The organism is Undibacterium sp. Rencai35W (genome assembly GCF_049340185.1).
In the GTDB taxonomy this organism is placed as follows: domain Bacteria; phylum Pseudomonadota; class Gammaproteobacteria; order Burkholderiales; family Burkholderiaceae_D; genus Undibacterium.
The window spans coordinates 63,851-81,244 of the sequence record NZ_JBMPPC010000006.1 but is presented as its reverse complement, the minus strand read 5'-3'; the positions used below and the strand labels follow the sequence as shown (position 1 = coordinate 81,244).

The 17,394-nt window shown below is 48.8% G+C and carries 17 protein-coding genes; 11 read left to right on the top strand and 6 right to left on the bottom strand.

The window, feature by feature from the left end:
• Window positions 1-371: 371 nt before the first annotated feature.
• The 4 genes from ACO0K3_RS14260 to tagH are packed head-to-tail and all read right to left on the bottom strand — an operon-like array spanning window position 372 to window position 4,693.
• Window positions 372-857 carry a TssQ family T6SS-associated lipoprotein gene (locus ACO0K3_RS14260; RefSeq protein WP_422985667.1) on the bottom strand — a complete coding sequence of 162 codons (486 nt, stop codon included), beginning with the start codon at window positions 855-857 and terminating at the stop codon, window positions 372-374.
• Between the two features lie 11 nt (window positions 858-868).
• Window positions 869-2,581 (bottom strand): protein kinase domain-containing protein, encoded by a 1,713-nt coding sequence (locus tag ACO0K3_RS14255; protein ID WP_422985665.1) that lies wholly within the window; start codon window positions 2,579-2,581, stop codon window positions 869-871.
• Between the two features lie 59 nt (window positions 2,582-2,640).
• Window positions 2,641-3,426 carry a PP2C family protein-serine/threonine phosphatase gene (locus tag ACO0K3_RS14250; protein WP_422985663.1) on the bottom strand — a complete coding sequence of 262 codons (786 nt, stop codon included), beginning with the start codon at window positions 3,424-3,426 and terminating at the stop codon, window positions 2,641-2,643.
• A 16-nt stretch (window positions 3,427-3,442) separates the two neighbouring features.
• Window positions 3,443-4,693 carry a type VI secretion system-associated FHA domain protein TagH gene (tagH, locus tag ACO0K3_RS14245; protein WP_422985661.1) on the bottom strand — a complete coding sequence of 417 codons (1,251 nt, stop codon included), beginning with the start codon at window positions 4,691-4,693 and terminating at the stop codon, window positions 3,443-3,445.
• Between the two features lie 621 nt (window positions 4,694-5,314).
• Here tagH and ACO0K3_RS14240 point away from each other — a divergent pair.
• From ACO0K3_RS14240 to ACO0K3_RS14210, 7 genes are all read left to right on the top strand, one after another.
• Window positions 5,315-5,845, top strand: coding sequence for a helix-turn-helix domain-containing protein (locus ACO0K3_RS14240; RefSeq protein ID WP_422985659.1), 531 nt, complete (start codon window positions 5,315-5,317; stop codon window positions 5,843-5,845).
• A gap of 378 nt (window positions 5,846-6,223) precedes the next feature.
• Complete coding sequence (gene folD / locus ACO0K3_RS14235) at window positions 6,224-7,069, top strand: bifunctional methylenetetrahydrofolate dehydrogenase/methenyltetrahydrofolate cyclohydrolase FolD (protein WP_422985657.1); 846 nt, start codon at window positions 6,224-6,226, stop codon at window positions 7,067-7,069.
• A gap of 77 nt (window positions 7,070-7,146) precedes the next feature.
• Complete coding sequence (locus ACO0K3_RS14230; protein WP_422985655.1) at window positions 7,147-9,210, top strand: M3 family metallopeptidase; 2,064 nt, start codon at window positions 7,147-7,149, stop codon at window positions 9,208-9,210.
• A gap of 15 nt (window positions 9,211-9,225) precedes the next feature.
• Window positions 9,226-9,867 carry a glutaredoxin family protein gene (locus ACO0K3_RS14225; protein WP_422985653.1) on the top strand — a complete coding sequence of 214 codons (642 nt, stop codon included), beginning with the start codon at window positions 9,226-9,228 and terminating at the stop codon, window positions 9,865-9,867.
• Window positions 9,868-9,995: 128 nt separating this feature from the next.
• Window positions 9,996-10,421, top strand: a complete 426-nt coding sequence (locus ACO0K3_RS14220) for a DNA polymerase III subunit chi (RefSeq protein WP_422985651.1) — start codon at window positions 9,996-9,998, stop codon at window positions 10,419-10,421.
• A gap of 12 nt (window positions 10,422-10,433) precedes the next feature.
• Window positions 10,434-10,805 (top strand): hypothetical protein, encoded by a 372-nt coding sequence (locus tag ACO0K3_RS14215; RefSeq protein ID WP_422985649.1) that lies wholly within the window; start codon window positions 10,434-10,436, stop codon window positions 10,803-10,805.
• A gap of 144 nt (window positions 10,806-10,949) precedes the next feature.
• A complete protein-coding gene (locus tag ACO0K3_RS14210; RefSeq protein WP_422985647.1) occupies window positions 10,950-12,254 on the top strand; it encodes a D-amino acid dehydrogenase in 1,305 nt (434 codons plus the stop codon).
• 513 nt (window positions 12,255-12,767) lie between these two features.
• On the opposite strand, the gene ACO0K3_RS14205 is transcribed toward ACO0K3_RS14210, so the two are convergent.
• Window positions 12,768-13,277, bottom strand: a complete 510-nt coding sequence (locus ACO0K3_RS14205; protein WP_422985645.1) for an Lrp/AsnC family transcriptional regulator — start codon at window positions 13,275-13,277, stop codon at window positions 12,768-12,770.
• Between the two features lie 147 nt (window positions 13,278-13,424).
• Here ACO0K3_RS14205 and ACO0K3_RS14200 point away from each other — a divergent pair, with 147 nt between their 5' ends.
• Window positions 13,425-14,570 (top strand): branched-chain amino acid ABC transporter substrate-binding protein, encoded by a 1,146-nt coding sequence (locus ACO0K3_RS14200; protein WP_422959542.1) that lies wholly within the window; start codon window positions 13,425-13,427, stop codon window positions 14,568-14,570.
• A 257-nt stretch (window positions 14,571-14,827) separates the two neighbouring features.
• Here the strand turns inward: ACO0K3_RS14200 and ACO0K3_RS14195 are convergent, their stop codons facing one another.
• Complete coding sequence (locus ACO0K3_RS14195) at window positions 14,828-15,136, bottom strand: c-type cytochrome (RefSeq protein ID WP_422957061.1); 309 nt, start codon at window positions 15,134-15,136, stop codon at window positions 14,828-14,830.
• Window positions 15,137-15,268: 132 nt separating this feature from the next.
• Here ACO0K3_RS14195 and ACO0K3_RS14190 point away from each other — a divergent pair, with 132 nt between their 5' ends.
• The 3 genes from ACO0K3_RS14190 (at window position 15,269) to lgt (ending at window position 17,360) form a co-directional block, all read left to right on the top strand.
• Window positions 15,269-15,505, top strand: a complete 237-nt coding sequence (locus tag ACO0K3_RS14190) for a TIGR04438 family Trp-rich protein (protein WP_422985643.1) — start codon at window positions 15,269-15,271, stop codon at window positions 15,503-15,505.
• Window positions 15,506-15,663: 158 nt separating this feature from the next.
• Window positions 15,664-16,563, top strand: coding sequence for a LysR family transcriptional regulator (locus tag ACO0K3_RS14185; RefSeq protein ID WP_422985963.1), 900 nt, complete (start codon window positions 15,664-15,666; stop codon window positions 16,561-16,563).
• Window positions 16,557-17,360 carry a prolipoprotein diacylglyceryl transferase gene (gene lgt, locus ACO0K3_RS14180; protein WP_422985641.1) on the top strand — a complete coding sequence of 268 codons (804 nt, stop codon included), beginning with the start codon at window positions 16,557-16,559 and terminating at the stop codon, window positions 17,358-17,360. Before ACO0K3_RS14185 ends, lgt begins: the two co-directional genes overlap by 7 nt.
• Window positions 17,361-17,394 lie beyond the last annotated feature (34 nt).

Here is a 17,394-nt window from a genome sequence, read left to right as displayed (position 1 = left end):
ATAGCGATATATGATTTCATAATGTGATATTTTGTGTGCGGCGCAACATTTTAATATTGAGCAGACTCAAACGATGATCGTCTTTACTTATAGGAGCAGCGCAGCACAATGCGTCAGGGGGAGTGAATGAAAGTCTACCGGCGGGATTGCTCTAAAAAAGTAGCGCAGAGATACTGAAAAGTTCAATAGGCTCATAGAGCTTACTGCTCTCATGGAACTCAGCGCATATTGGATCAGCGCGGAGCTAAGAAAAAATAAAGCCAGCGCACTGTATACAAAAAACCTCCGGTGAAGCCAATTCACTATTAGCTTCACCGGAGGTTTTTAGGGAGTTTTTTTAAATACGACTCAACAGAACTAAAGGACTCATCTCACTTTGCCTTCTTCGCCTTTAAAAATACCGGACCCCAGATAGGATGTCCAATTTCGCTAGGTAATAAATCAAAGTTGGGATCTAGTTTCAAGGCACGCTCAAATTGCTGACGGCATAGTTGAGCCCGCGACGTGACGCAATATGAGAATGCCATCGTTTTTAAGGCGCTTAACTGGATGACTTTATTATGTCCGCTCCATATCTCTGTACCGCTCAACTTCTTAATCGCGCCGTTGTAATCGCCATCGTTATATAAACTTAATCCCTCTTTTAAAGCAACGGCGTCGTAATTGCTCACGGGGGGAGTCGCTACAGGGGCTTCCGCCGCGACAGCCACCGGTTGCGGTGCAGCTTTGACTTCTTTTTGCTTAACCACTGGCTTGGGTGGTAGTGGCGCTGTTATTTTTTGCAAACTCTCGCAGCCGGACATCATGATGACAACCGAAAGCAGGCAAAGCTGACTGAATTTAAAAATACTGTTCATGTGGATCAAACTTATTTGTTAACGAACTCATGGTCGATATTACCGGCGACATCTTTCTTGACATCGACATCGGTGACAAAATCAGGGAAACCCGGATTCGTTACTCGTATTTTATGCTTTCCCAAGGAGAGATTTAAATGTTTTAAAGGCGGACTGGCTCCCGCTTGTACGCCGTCGACAAAAACCGTGCCCCAGGGCTTGATCGCCAGTTTGATGTTGCCTTTACGGATCGCTTTTTCTTCGGATGCGATGACAAGCTGCTTCGGTTGCGCAGCGAGCTTATTTAATTCAGCCAGCTTTATTCTTGCAGCGTCAGCAAATTGTCCATCTGGATATTGCTGTAAAAATGCGGCAATCGCTTTTGGCGTAAGTTCGGTATCGCTCTCTAATTTTGACCATGCGACTTGCTCCTGACTCGGCTCGGGTACGCTTGCTGCTGTGGCTGTAGCTGGCTGAGAGCTTGTATTGGCGATGCCAGTGCTGGCTGACGACATTGGCTGTTGCTGTTGATCAGGGACGGGCAATCGCGCTTTTGAGGCATCTGGGCGTGCGGAAAAATAAATACCAACACCCGCCAGTATCAGCACGAGCAAAGCAAGCCCTAAGATCTGTGGTTTGAGTATCAAACGCTTATTGCCATCTGCCTGCGCTGACGATGACAGCAATGTGGCGGGGGTGACAGCGGGGGTGGCGGCTATTGTGTAAGGCGCATTTTTGATACGGGCGATTCTCGCCACCTCATCATCCGCATCAACACCGGCGCGCCTCGCCTGCGCATTACGGGAGGTATCAAGCTCGCCGATACCAAGCGACTGACGAAATTCATCTACGCTCTGCGGTCGGTCTTGTGGTTGTATCGCCAGGCTACGGTCAACCGCCATCAGAAATTGTTCTGTAAATCCTGACGAAATTCGTCCCTGTAGTGGCGCCAGAGTATCCTTGACGACACGTGCGACCGAGATCGGTGGCGAGCTTTTGATCATCGTAAAGTAGATGACTGCGGCCAAAGCATAAATATCTGTCCATGGTCCCTGCGTCATTTCACAGTCATCGGAATATTGTTCTACCGGCGCATAACCGGGTTTTAAAATTACCGTAATTCCCTGTGTCATATCGCCGATAATCTGGCGCGCAGAACCAAAATCAAGCAATACCGCGTCACCATTTTTTTGCACGATGATGTTATCCGGCGAAATATCTCTGTGCAGGATTTTGGCACGGTATAAGGTATCCAGCGCCTCTAGAATTTGCTTGATCATCGCCTTGAGCCAGTCTTCGGTGATGACTTCTGGCCTGGTATTAACGATATCCTTGAGCGTCTGCCCATCGTAATAACGCATGACCATGTAGGCTGTTTTATTTTCTTCCCAAAACCGGTACACGTGCACCAGAGACGGGTGATCAAACTGCGCCAGCAAACGCGCTTCGTTGATAAAGCTTTTCAGACCGGCGTCGAAAGTCTTTTTATGCCGCTCGGCCCGCACAACAACACTTGCATCCGACGTGCGTCCTGCCAGCGCGCCCGGCATATATTCTTTGATCGCGACGGTGCGTTGCAGAGAATGGTCAAATGCCAGATAGACGATACCAAAACCACCTTCACCCAGAACACCGGTAATCTCAAAATCATTCAGCCGCGTGCCGATGGCGAGACAGTTCTCCCCTGGAGCATGCGCCGATGCTGCAGTAGAGGTGCCGTCTGGGAGTATTTTTTCTGTGTTCAAGACTTATCCGAAAGAATTCTAGGTTTTACTTTGTACTGTATTTAGTCTGCCTGTCCAGCCTACCCGGCTGTATCCACTGCATCTGTGACGCCATCATTCCCATCCCGAACCATGATAGCAAAAGCGGAGAAATTATCTCTGTCAGCACGACTTGCCACGTTGTGTTGTACGGCGATATCCGCCATCGCAGTCAACCATGCGTCTGCGTTATCGGCCAGCGCCAGTACTTGCTCCATCTCGTTTTCAAGTATCCATTCCCACAAACCGTCACTGCACAGCAAAAAGGCATCACCATGCTGCAATGCGGTTGCCTCCAAGGTCACTTCTGGATGGCTGTCGCCCTCGGCACCGATCGCTGCAAATAATACGCTACGCTGAGGATGCTGGCGCAGAACCTCATATTCAGCATAGCCAGCGTCAACCAAGCGCTGTGCCTGGCTATGATCTTTAGAGACTTCGATGATTTTGCCGCCTCTAAACAAATAGATGCGGGTATCGCCAAGATGCGCCCACAAAGCACAATGATTACTCTGGTCAATGAGTAAGGCCGCAACCGTGGCGCTCATTTGCTGCTGCCGGGCGTTGCCTAACTTATGCTGTGCGACCTGATGTATTGCCCAGTCCACATAAGAACGCAAAGCTCGTGCACTGAAGGAAGCTTCTTGTAAAAATTTTTCGACGATACTGTCCGTGACCAGATGCGCGGCCAACTCACCGCCCGCGTGACCACCAGTGCCATCGGCCAGCACAAAGCAGGCGAGATCATCTTCAATTGCACTGGCAAGTGCATCCTGATTAGTCTGCCTGTCACCGATACCGGTAATTTGAGCAATGTCGAGACGCATTGGGAGAGTCAATTCATCAGGCGAGATTGGTATCTTGTTTGGCGCGCTCAACTTCATTTTCATACGCAAGCAAGAAATCCTTACCAAACAAAGATTGAAATTCGTCTTTGGATTCCAACGAGATTGTATCGAATACATCAACAAACTGATCCCACATCATCGCCTTGCGACGAGCCGGATTGAGCGCATCAAAGAATCCGGGCACACCGGCACGCTTCTCAAAACCGGCTGGTTCGAGTTTATGCATCAAGGCATCCATCGCCGCCTTCATACCCGCCACGACACCCAACTGATGTGCGTGCAAATCAAGATAGGCATCTTCCATCGCCTCATCGGGCGCCATAAAACCGGGCATCTTTTTACGCAACATCTGGGTCAATACAGTGTCGCTATCGGGGAAAAACTTGAGGGGATTATTTTTCCGCAATACCACCATCGTGAGCTCGGCATTGACTTCGCGCTTCACTAAGGCGCGCTGGGAAATCAAGCCCATCGTGCCTTTCACCGAGGTCGCCATCAGCTTGCCCATGGTTTCCATCAATTCGGGCGTCAGTCCTGATGACAAGTTCAGATCAGGAAGACCAGCGCCTTTTAAAAATGCTTGTAGCAAATCGCTGGCGTCAGCAGGCGCTCTGGATATCTCGGAACCTTTAACCGCTGCTTGTGGCTCAATTGTCGTTATGCTTGCTGGAGCAGGAGTTGCCACCTTATCTGAGGCGATGACCGGATTGGACACTGTCATGGGGTTCGGGACTTTCGGCTGTTCGCTGGTTTCGGGCCGCAATAAAAACTGCGGTGGCTGAACCTGTCTGGTACTAGCTGCCGCCTGAAGTTTCGGCATCGGTATAGCAATAGCAGGACGTGCAGGGTTTTTTTGATCAGCAAACGTGTTGCTTTGTTCTGTCCCGGTAGTTTGAATCTGCTTCTGTGGATCGCCCACACCACTCTCTTCATCTGCCGCACAGACACGGAGCAGGTACAAACCTATATGAATCTGATCGCCGGCATGGATATCGTAAGCGCGCTCGGCATCAATTTCTTTGCCATTAATCTGAATAGGATTGGCGAGGCTCAGGTTAATCAGCTGATGACGCGTACCGTCGCTCCATACTTTTGCCTGAGAACGAGATACAAAATGCTTGGGATCCGGCAATACGAAAAAATTATCGTCGCTCCGTCCTATGGTCGCTTGATCCGCACCAAATATAGCAGACAGTGGCTGCGCGGGGATTTCCTCATTGTAAGAAACGACGGCAATTTTAATCATTGTTTTATCCAAAAACGACGCAGGGGCAGCAGCAAATCAGATCACAGCCATCGTCAAAACGGGTGGCACATCATTTCTTTACCAGTGCGGCTAAATTATCTCTCTGTTTTCTCCGGCAAAGCAGATCTGCATACCAGTGGCGATGATTGATTTTGCAGCTGAAGCAGATAAGCTTTCTTTGCAGCATCAGACTGACATACTACCCGACGAAAATATTGCCTGAGAGTACGGCAGCTTACCTGATTCTCGGCAAATCAGCGACAGACTTGAGTCCATGAATGCGAATCACGCGTTGGTTTTACGACAGTTCGGTCAAGTCAGATAAAACACTACGCCAAGACGACGACTTAGTGAGCGCAAATAAGTATCAATAATGCAGGTAGTATTGCAAACAGCCTCAACTCAGTGATGCGAGGCCAATCGATATTGCAGGGAAGTTTTAGCCAAGCCGTGGTCATTCCTTTATAAGCGACTGATTATGCCTCTATCAACCTGAACCTAAACTCGGTTTACTGAACTTCTGGTAACACTTAGTATCAGACTCAGGCTTAAAAAACGTACGCTATGATGATATAGTGAGATTGTGTTTTATTAAAATGTCATCTTTCATGTGAGGATTGGATGAGTGATCCAATATCAGGCGAGCCAGTATCGTTTGAACCGACCGGTAGTTTTCAATATCAGGAACTGATCAAATCTCGCCTGGGGCAGCCGATCGCCCCCGAATTGTCCGCCGCCGATGCGGAAAGATTAGCCAAGTCACCGGGTAACAGACTGATCGCCGGCAGAAACGCACTGGGCTGGACTGTAGAACAGGTGGCATCACAACTAAGGCTGGCACCTCGTCAGATACGCGCACTTGAAACTGACGACTATGCCAGCTTGCCCGAGCCGGCCATCGTCAAAGGCTTTGTCCGCGCTTATGCTAAATTGCTCAAACTCGACCCGACGCCAGTGCTTGCCTTGCTGACCGCAGATCTCGCCCAAAACGTCACCAGCACATCAAACCCTCGTAGCACTAAATCTCGGCGCTCCTCCGCTTCATCTGGCGAGAGCAAATCACCGTCTACATCCTTGAAGGTTCTGCTAGTCGTATCCGCCTGCGGATTACTGGCTCTTGCCTGGTTTGCGTTTAAGCAATACCGGCACTGAATCAGGCGCAGAATGGCTTTGCCCACCGGGCATTTTATCTGTTGGCAATAACGGCATTAGTGCCAGAGATGACTATACTCCCCCCATTGCCATATAAAACATGCGCTATTCCGCAGGTTTTATATAGGCGATAAAAATATACTTACCCCCAGTATTTAATTCTTTACATCTACTATCTGCATCTATTTAGTCAATAATGAGGTACAGATAAGCTGCGAGACGACCTGCAATCAGACATTACATCACCACCGATACGGCTCCCGCGCGATCAGAACGTCAAGTCAATCTATCTCCGCCCTCACTTAATCAAGTAATGTTCCGCCGCGATACATCGCATAATTTATAATCTCGCCTTGATCTTCTTTTGCAAAGCCCATCATGACAGCCCACATCATCAGCGGAACCCAGCTTTCCCAACAAATTCGCACCGAAGTCACACAACGCGCAGCCGCATTGACCGCGCAAGGCAAACAACCCGGTCTGGCAGTGATTCTAGTCGGAGAAAATCCGGCATCCCAAGTATATGTGCGCAACAAAGTGAAGGCCTGTGAGGACTGCGGATTCTATTCCGTACTGGAAAAATACGATGCCGATTTGAGTGAGGTGGCTTTACTCGCGCACATCGACCGCCTGAATAAAGATAGCAAGATCAACGGAATTTTGGTGCAACTCCCTCTGCCGGCACATATCGACGCGAATAAAGTTATCGAAGCCATCGCCGCCGACAAAGACGTCGATGGTTTTCATATCAGCAATGCTGGTTTGCTGATGACTGGTCAGCCATTGTTTCGCCCTTGCACACCATATGGCGTCATGAAAATGCTGGAGTCCATCGATTATCCGGTACGCGGCGCGAATGCCGTCGTAGTCGGCGCATCGAATATTGTTGGTAAGCCACAGGCGATGCTGCTCTTGCAAGCGGGCGCTACCGTCACCATCTGTAACTCCAAGACCCGCGATCTAGGCGCACATACACGCAATGCGGACATTCTCGTGGTGGCAACCGGCAAACGCAATATTGTGACTGCCGACATGGTCAAGCCAGGCGCTGTCGTACTCGATGTCGGCATGAACCGCGACGATGAAGGCAAATTATGCGGCGACGTCGATTATGTCAACGTCAAAGAAGTAGCAGGCTACATCACACCGGTACCGGGCGGCGTCGGTCCGATGACGATCACGATGTTGCTAGTCAATACAATCGAAGCTGCCGAACGTATTTAATCGTACTCAAAATTGTATCTAATCGCATGCAACCGACGGCAATCTCCAGACCCGTTTGATTTTATGAAGGTAAACAGATGACTCAACAAAATCCCCTGCTCGACTTTAGCGATTTACCGCAATTTGCAGCAATCAGACCAGAACATGTCAGCCCCGCAATTGCCAGTTTGCTAGAAGAGAACCGTGCGGTCGTCGCTGCTCTGGAAGCTCCTGCGGCGCAGGTCACCTGGGAGAATTTTGTTGAGCCACTGGAAAACGCGACCGAAAAACTCGGACGCGCATGGGGTATCGTCGGTCATTTGAATGCTGTCGTCGACACGCCGGAATTACGCGCTGTCTACAATGAAAATCAGCCATTGCTGACCGAATTTTGGACATCTCTCGGCCAGAATCTTGCGCTGTTCGATAAGTACAAAACGCTGCAAGCCAGTCCAGTGTTCAACCAGTTTTCACAAGCCAGAAAAACCATCATCAATAATGCCGTCCGCGATTTCCGCCTGGGCGGCGCAGAGCTGTCTGATGACAAAAAAATCCGCTATGCCGAGATACAGGAAAAACAAGCGGCTTTATCCACCAGATTCTCCGAAAACGTACTCGACGCGACCAATGATTACGGACTGTTCATTGATGACATCACCGAATTAAAAGGCTTGCCAGAAGACGTCTTGCAAGCGGCCAGATCAGCAGCAGAAAAAGACGGTAAGACAGGATATAAATTTACCCTGCATTTCCCCTCGTATTTTCCGGTACTGCAATATGCGGACAACCGTGAATTGCGTGAAAAAATCTATCACGCGAATGCGACGAAAGCGTCGGAATTAGGCAGCAATCCTGAATGGGATAACACCGTCATCATCGCCGAATTACTCGCACTGCGTCAGGAAGAAGCCAGCCTGCTCGGTTATCAGAATTTTGCAGAGGTATCGCTGGTCGCCAAGATGGCGGACACACCGGCACAAGTCAGTGCCTTCCTGCTTGATCTGGCGAACCGTGCCCGTCCATTTGCCGAAAAAGATCTGGCAGAACTACGCCTGTTTGCCCGTGAGCAGCTGGGCATCGCAGATCTGCAAGCGTGGGATACCACTTATGCTTCAGAAAAATTGCGTGAACAGCGTTATGCATTTTCCGAACAAGAGTTAAAGCAGTATTTTGCCGAGCCGCAGGTCATCGCAGGCTTATTTAATGTGATCCAGACTTTGTTCGCAGTCAACATCAAGGCAGACAACGCACCGGTCTGGCATCCGGATGCCAAGTTTTATCGCATAGAAAAAGACGGCAAGCTGGTGGGCCAATTCTATCTCGACCTGTATGCCCGCAATGGCAAACGCGGTGGTGCATGGATGGATGATGTACGTGGTCGCCGCCGTACGGCACATGGCATCCAGACCCCCGTTGCCTATCTGACCTGCAATTTCAATGAGCCGGTGACTGTTGACGGCATCACCAAGCCCGCCTTGTTCACACACGATGACGTGATCACTTTGTTCCATGAGTTTGGTCATGGCTTGCATCATCTATTGACGCAGGTCGATGAATTATCAGTCTCCGGTATCTCTGGCGTCGAATGGGATGCGGTCGAATTGCCATCGCAATTTATGGAGAATTTTTGCTGGGAATGGGATGTGTTGCAAGGCATGACGGCGCATGCCGAGACCGGTGCGCCGCTGCCACGCGATCTGTACGACAAAATGATCGCTGCCAAGAACTTCCAGTCGGGTATGCAAACCCTGCGTCAGGTTGAATTTTCTCTATTTGACATGCGCCTGCATGATGAAGTCTGCACCGGTAGCCAACATGACGTGCAGGCGATTCTGAATACGGTACGGGAACAGGTATCCGTATTTACACCACCGGATTTCAGCCGTGTTCAGCATTCTTTCGGCCATATTTTTGCTGGTGGTTATGCTGCGGGTTATTTCAGCTATAAGTGGGCTGAAGTGTTGTCGGCCGATGCTTATGCTGCGTTTGAAGAGGCAAGCAAGGCAGAAGGCAGTACACTATCGCGTAGCGTAGGGCAAAAATTCCAGGCGGAGGTATTAGAAGTCGGTGGCTCACGCCCGGCACTGGAATCCTTCAAGGCCTTCCGTGGCCGCGAACCTACGGTAGATGCCTTATTACGCCATCATGGTATGGCAGCCTGATTTTTGGAGAAACAGATGAATCGTCAATCAATCAATCCCGCACTGAAAGTAAGCTTTTTACTCATCAGCCTGCTGATAGCAACGAGCGCACAGGCACAATTATATAAATGGGTAGGCCCTGACGGTAAAGTCACCTATAGCGACGTCCCACCACCCTCCTCGATAAAACAAGTGCAATCCAAGTCCTATGATGGAGGCAGCCCTGCGAGCAATTTACCACCAGAGCTGGCGGCAGCCGTCGCAAAAAATCCGGTCACTTTATACACCGCCGCCAATTGCACACCTTGCAATGAGGGACGGGTATTCCTGAAAGGTAACGGCATTCCTTTTTCCGAGAAAACTGTCAAGACGCCAGAAGATGCCGATAAATTACAACAAGTGAGCGGCGACACGCAACTGCCTTTACTCGTGATCAGCAATATCAAATTCCGCGGCCTGGATACCAGCGAATGGCGCACGGCATTAAGCAAGGCAGGCTATCCAGAGACCGATCAGCTGCCTAAAGATTATCGTTACGCCGCTGCAGAATCTGCTGCGCCCACAACGGTACCTGCTGCAAAAAACGACACTGCTGACGACAATGCAACGCCTAACAGAAAAAAACGCAAAGCACCGCCGCCACCTCCTACCAGCGCTGAATCTGGTTTCCGGTTCTGACATCTCACGTCATGTTAAAGGACGTTTTTCAGTCATACGGAAAAACAATATAACGAGCGATATCGCTTTAGTCGGGAATTGAGCTTCAATCCTACTTAATCATATTCAATGGCACCCCATGAGACCCCATGACACGCATCGACTTTCATAGTAATGTGCCGGACAAGCTCAATTACACCTGTCGCCTGATCCGCAAGGCCAGAGCGGCACAATGTAAGATTGTGGTGTTTGACAGCAACAAGGCACAGCTTGAGGCATTAAATAATGCACTCTGGACGTTTTCAGAAGCCGATTTTTTGCCTCATGTGATGGCTGGTGACCGGCTGGCTGAGCAGACGCCAGTTATTCTCACGTACGACGATACAGTGCCCGTGCCGCATCACGATATTTTAATTAATCTGACGGATGTGTCACCTGCGCACTTTGATCAATTTGAGCGCATGATAGAAATCATCGCCATCGACGAAAACGCGAAACTGGCAGGCCGGGAACGCTATCGCTTTTATCAGCAGCAGGGGCATACCTTGTCCCATACTACCGCCAAAACTACGTAAATCATCCTCATTATGAGTAATCAAATCGATGCAAGCATCCCCGTCCTTACTGAAATTATTCAGCCGGGCAATGAGTTTGATCTGACACACAATAGCGCTGCAATAATAGCGACACCAGCATCTGGTCAAATGTCGCAGCAAAGTATCAGTGAAGACGAATGGCAAAAACTGGAACAAACCTTACGGGAAAACGTACTGCGCCAGGTATTAGCACGCGTGGACTTCGTCTTGGAACACCGCGTCAGAGATAGCCTGGCCGATGTTTTGCAAACCGCTGTTGAAGGTCTGGCACTGGACATCCGCGGTGGTTTACACAAAACCATAGAGGAAGTCATCACCCGCGCAGTCACGCAAGAAATCACCAAAGCAAAAATTTCGAAATAAGTCATTAAATATGATATTTTTTTGTTTTAACAACACGCTTTAAATATTTTCTTCCAAAAATAAAAATATCACGCCAGTTATTGAATACATTAACATTCAATAACTTTCTACAATCTCGCTATCACACAATGGGAGATTCGCCCCATGAAGGTTATCGTTTTAGGCGCAGGTATCATCGGCACCGCATCCGCTTGGTTTTTAAAAAAAGAAGGACACGACGTCACCGTAATCGAACGTCAACCCGGTGCAGCACAAGAAACGAGCTTTGCCAATGGCTGCCAGATATCGGTATCGCATGCCGAACCCTGGGCTAATCCGTCAGCACCGCTGAAGGTACTAAAATGGCTAGGCAAAGAAGACGCACCCTTGCTATTTCGTCCGCGTGCCGAATGGCTGCAATGGATTTGGGGACTGAGCTTTTTGCGTGAGTGTACGCCAGCCCGTACGGCAGACAATATCCGCCAGATCGTCGCCATTTCAGAATACAGCCGCCAGACCTTGCAGGCTGTGCGTAAAGAAACAGGGATCGATTACGATTGCCTGACCAAAGGTATTCTGCATTTTTATACTGAGCAAAAAGAGTTCGACGACTCTCTTCCCGCCGCCAAGCTCATGCGCGACCTTGGCTGCCCGCGCGACTCCATCAGTGCTGACGAAGTTGTCCGCATAGAGCCGGCACTAGCACGCATCCGTGACAAAATCGTCGGTGGCGACTATACCGAAACAGATGAATCCGGTGACGTATATAAATTTACCAGCGGTTTAGCCACCAAAGCGGCGGAGGCCGGAGTCGATTTTCAATACAATACCAGCGTCACACGATTGCTGACCGAAGGTAGCGGTGCCGGTGCCAAGGTGGTCGGGGTCGAGGTCATTGATGCCGCCGGTCGCCACAAGGTATTGCGGGCAGATGCCTTCGTCATGGCGATGGGCAGTTTTTCACAGCCATTACTCAAACCATTAGGTATCAATCTGATGATTTATCCGGGCAAAGGCTACTCAGCGACCTATGCGATTACCAATCCCGACGAGGCCCCCACAATCTCCCTCACTGACGATGGCTATAAGTTAGTAGTCTCTCGCTTGGGTGACCGCCTGCGCGTGGCAGGAACCTGTGAGGTCAACGGCTATGGACGCGATTTAAATACGGCCCGTTGTGAAGCCATCACCCGCCGCACCCGCGAACTATTTCCAAACGCCTGTGACTACGACAACCCGACCTATTGGACAGGCTTGCGTCCGCTGACACCATCCAACGTGCCTTATATTGGCAAAACCAAATTCAGTAATTTATTTCTCAATACCGGTCACGGCACTCTTGGCTGGACTATGGGAGCAGGTTCGGGACGCGCGATTGCCGATATCGTCTCGGGCAAGATTCCTGACGTTGAATTCGCATTCACCGGCATGGACAGACGTCACCCCAGTGGTGTGTTGGTACCCGCCTGAATAACGGAAAAATTTCAAAATAACTTCGTTGAAAAAATTCATCACAATTCATTTTTTTAGATACCGGGCATGAACTCCTAGTCTGAATGCGGCTTGTAGCAGGTTTTCCTCTGCGAGCCCGCATCAAAACAGCGGATTCAGTTTCGGCGATTTCTAAATTAGCCTACTTAATCGCATCACATCGTTTCATTATCCATTTAAAAGTCTCGCAATAACGATATATTGCTGCGTCAAGACTAGTGCGATCCTGTCTCGCACCACATCGCATCTCAGCGGCAGGCTTTATAAAAGCCATACTAAAAACTGCCTCTCGTATTGATGAACGACTACATTCATCGTCAACTCACCACTACACCAACATATCGCATCCTCACGACTGCGCCATGCCTAAACCAAAGAATTGATTTCTGCGATCGCTGTCATCCGGTTGCAGTGCACCTGCGTTATCTACACAAAGGCACAGGCGTTAAGAATCCCAGACAATAGTGATCACTGGCGCGGTCCCGAAGCCGCTTATTTAGCAACCCGGACCGGCAGCTCGGCCGCTTTTTCATCGAACACAATGCGTGTTGCAAATTTAGCGCGCTTCATCGGGAAGCGTGAATGGAAATGACGGACGTTGCCAGAACCAGAAATGACGCGTCGCACAAATTGATAATAGGCATCCATATCAATCACATGTACCACCAAAAAATAATCGTATTCGCCAGACACAAAATAACACTGCATCACCTCAGCTTCTTTGTTCATGCCTGCTTCAAATGCGTGCATATGCTCATCAGACTGATTCGTCAGCGACACCTCGAGAAAAGCCAGCATGCCATATCCCAGTGCAAACGGATCGACCATAGCGACCTCTGCACTAATGATGCCCGCTTCGCGCAAATCTTTGATGCGTCGCAGACAGGTAGGCTGCGAGATGTGCAGCTTGTCAGCAAGCACTCTGGTGGGGGTCTGATTATCCTTTTGCAGCAAGTTCAAAAGCTTGCGATCTACCTTGTCAAGTGCTCGATATTGGGGCATATAAAAATCGTCGTATTTACCAAAAAAACAAACAAAATAGCTTTGCGAATTAATTTTTCTGTTGTACCTTCTGGCTATTCAGTTATCTGAATAAGTCAGAGATGCAGTAATGTTGTCCTACTTTTTTTAAACCTTAGGAGTATGTTCATGTCGTTCAAAACTAAAATGATTCCACTGGCTGGCGCAATTGCTTTCGCTTTCGCTGGTGCTGCGGCTGCTCAAGAACAAGTTGTTAAAATCGGTCACGTAGGTCCAATTTCCGGCGCGATTGCCCATCTGGGCAAAGACAATGAAAACGGTGCCAAAATGGCGATCGAAGAACTGAACGCTAAAGGCGTGATGATCGGCGGTAAAAAAGTAAAATTCGAACTGTTGACCGAAGATGACGGCGCAGATCCAAAACAAGGTACAACCGTAGCACAGAAACTGGTTGACGCGAAAGTAAACGGCGTAATCGGTCACTTGAATTCTGGTACAACAATTCCAGCTTCAAAAATCTACAACGATGCTGGCATCCCTCAAATTTCCCCATCTGCAACAAATCCAAAATACACACAACAAGGCTACAAAGGTGCGTTCCGCGTAGTAGCGAATGACGGCCAATTGGGTGGCACTTTGGGTCGCTATGCAGTGCAAATCAACAAAGCGAAAAAAGTCGCTGTAATTGATGACAAAACAGCGTACGGCGAAGGTGTTGCTGCTGAATTTATTAAAGGTGCAAAATCCAAAGGTGCTGAAGTTGTCGTAACTGAGCACACAACAGACAAATCTACTGATTTCAGCGCGATCCTGACCACAATCAAAGCAAAAAATCCAGACGTGATTTTCTTCGGCGGTATGGATGCGGTTGCTGGTCCTATGCTGCGTCAGATGAAAGCTCTGGGCATTACTGCTAAATTCATGGGCGGCGACGGCATCTGCTCCGCTGACTTGGTCAAACTGGCTGGTGATGGCATTGGCGAAGGTCAAGTAGTTTGTGCTGAAGCTGGTGGTGTGTTGGAAGCGCAGAAAAAAGTTAGCGATGACTGGAAAGCTGCTTACAAGAAAAAATTCGGTATCGAAGTACAAATCTACGCACCGTATGTTTACGATGCTGTGATGACGATGGCAGACGCAATGGTTCAGGCAAAATCTGCAGAACCAGCTAAGTACCTGCCATTCCTGGCGAAGATCAAACATAAAGGTATCACTGGCGACATCGAATTCGATGCTAAAGGCGACATCAAAGACGGTACTCTGACTTTGTACACATACAAAGGCGGCAAACGTGAGATTGTTCAAGTTGTGAAGTAATTCAAGACAGGCTGCTTACCCAGCCTTCTTTAAAAAACGCGACCGTCTTTGACTCGTCGCGTTTTTTTTCGTTTTACTATCTCCGCTATATTCTGCAATGTTCTTAGACGTACCACACAAACAATAAAAGCCCGAGAAGTCGGGCTTTTATGTTATTACTTAAGTAATTATTGCTGAAGTGATCGTGTCAGATCAATCAAGTAATTGAACTTGATATTGATCTAAGTAATCTCTTTAACTGATTTCGCTAAACTGCATTACTTTGAAGCCAACACCCATTTCACCAAAGTACGTGCTTCAGCTTCTGTAACCTGAGGATTTGCCGGCATCGGAATAGCTCCCCAAACGCCAGTACCGCCAGCCATCACCTTTTTAACTAGCTTGTCTTCTGCTGTTTTATCACCAGCATATTTTTTCGCTACATCTTTATACGCAGGGCCAACTACTTTATTAGCAACTGCGTGGCATGCCATACAGTTTTTTGCTTTCGCCAAATCTGCGTTTGCCATTGCAGAACCAGATGCAGCGAATGCCAGCACGGCGCTTATCAACAAAGAATATTTCATTGCTTTTTCTCCAGGTTAAAGACTACGTATCGCATTTTACTGCGTTTTGTTTCTTCAGTAGCAAACGATCTCAGACAACATGCGGTTGACCATGGCGTAAATTACTTCTACTATTTATCCAAAGGAATTATTATGCCTATCATTATCGTTATTGCTCTGCTGTCGCTGCTTAAATATTTGGAGATCAGCTTCCTGGACAATTTATCCTGGTGGTGGATTGTTGGACTCGCCTTTGCTGCGTTTTTATGGTTTGAATTTTTTGAACGCATGCTGGGTCTCGACAAACGCAAGGACCATGCACATTTTGAAAAAATCAAAAACGAGCGCGTCAAACGCGCATTCGACAATAAAAAAAACGGTAAGCGATAAATGCTCATTACAGTAGCTACTGTAGTTGCTGTAGTTGCTGTAACTGAGCGCCGTTTTCAACACGATGATCCGAGCCTGGCTTTTAATCAGAGATAATTTGTCTTGCTCTCTACCCTGAGCAAAATATATGATTCACCCATCATTGAGACGCGGTGAATATGAATCTCGAATTACGACAATTACGTTACTTCCTGGCCGTGGCGGATGAAATGCATTTTGGCCGTGCAGCAGCAAAGCTGCATATGACGCAACCTCCGCTCTCACAAGCGATACAAGCACTTGAAGCAAGTCTGGGGGCGACATTGTTTACCCGCAGCACCAGAAGCATCGTAATGACAGCCGCAGGACTTGCACTGTTGCCGGAAGCAAGGCGTATCGTCTTACAGACCCAAAATTTAGCCCAGTTGGTGCAGCGTGCGGCGAATGGCGCGAGTGGTCATTTGTCATTGGCTTTCGTCTCGATAGCCGACTACAGTGTGCTGCCGCCTTATCTGAGGGAATTCCGCCATACTCACCCTGCTGTCGCCATTGAGTTGCGCGAAGCTACCAGTGATGTGCAGTTCTCGGCGTTAGAACGAGGAGAGATTGATGCCGGCTTGATGATTCCGCCGGTACCAGATTATCTGACGAGTACACTTAACTATCAGAAAGTATTATCAGAGCCATTGATCCTGGCAATACCAGATTCTTTAAGCCAGCATAAAAAATCCGCCTCGCTACAAGATTTTAAGCAACATCCGCTCATCATTTTCCCCAGAAAAATTGCCCCAGCTTTGCATGACATGATCCTCAGCTGTTTTCGTGAAGCCAGCCTTACTCCAGAGATTGGTCAGGAGGCGATACAGATGCAAACGATTATCGGCCTGGTCTCGGCTGGCATGGGGATCGCGCTTGTGCCACAATCTGTCTCGAATTTAAAACGCGCGGGTGTCACCTACCTGAATCTCCCCGAATTAAGCGTCGCAGTAGAAATCGGAGTTGCGTGGCGCAAGGATAACGCGTCTCCGGTATTACGCGCGTTTCTGGACTTACTACGAACGAAAGATACAACATGCTGATACACCCGAATCCTGACCCGGTAGCATTTACATTAGGCCCGTTATCCGTGCATTGGTACGGTCTGATGTATTTGGTCGCCTTTGTCCAGTTTGTTGCACTGGGGCGCTTGCGCATACGCTTACCCCATGTCGCCGTAATCGGATGGAAAAAGGAAGATATTGACGACATGTTGTTTTACGGTGTCTTAGGTGTCATTCTTGGCGGCAGAATAGGTGAATTCATTTTTTATCGTCCCGCTGAATTATTCAGCAACCCTTTAGAACTCTTCATGGTGTGGCACGGCGGGATGTCTTTTCATGGCGGCTTCATTGGAGTCTTGATCGCGATGTACTTATGGTCGCGCCGCAGCGGTCGCCATTTGGCAGATGTGTATGACTTTATTGCCCCCTTGGTTCCCCTGGGTTATGCCGCAGGCCGTATAGGCAACTTCATCAACCATGAGCTGCCCGGACGAATCGCCTCTGTAGACTTGCCCTGGGCCATGATGTGGCCGGGGTTGGAACAACCAGTCCATCCTTCTCCGATTTATCAGGCGCTGGTTGATGGCGTCTTGCTGTTTATCGTTCTATGGTGGTTTGCCAGCAAACCGCGGCCCCGTCTAGCGGTCGGCTCGATGTTTGTGCTGTTATATGGATGCACCCGTTTCTTCACCGAGTATTTCAGAACACCTGACTACGTGGTCAGCGCATTCGGCGTAACGATTTCAGCGGGTCAGATGTTATCGGCGCCAATGATTGCCGGCGGTATCATCTTATTGTGGATCGCCTATAAAAAACCATCCGCAATATCCAAGTAATCGATCCAGCCATCCATCAGAGTGCGAAGTAGCG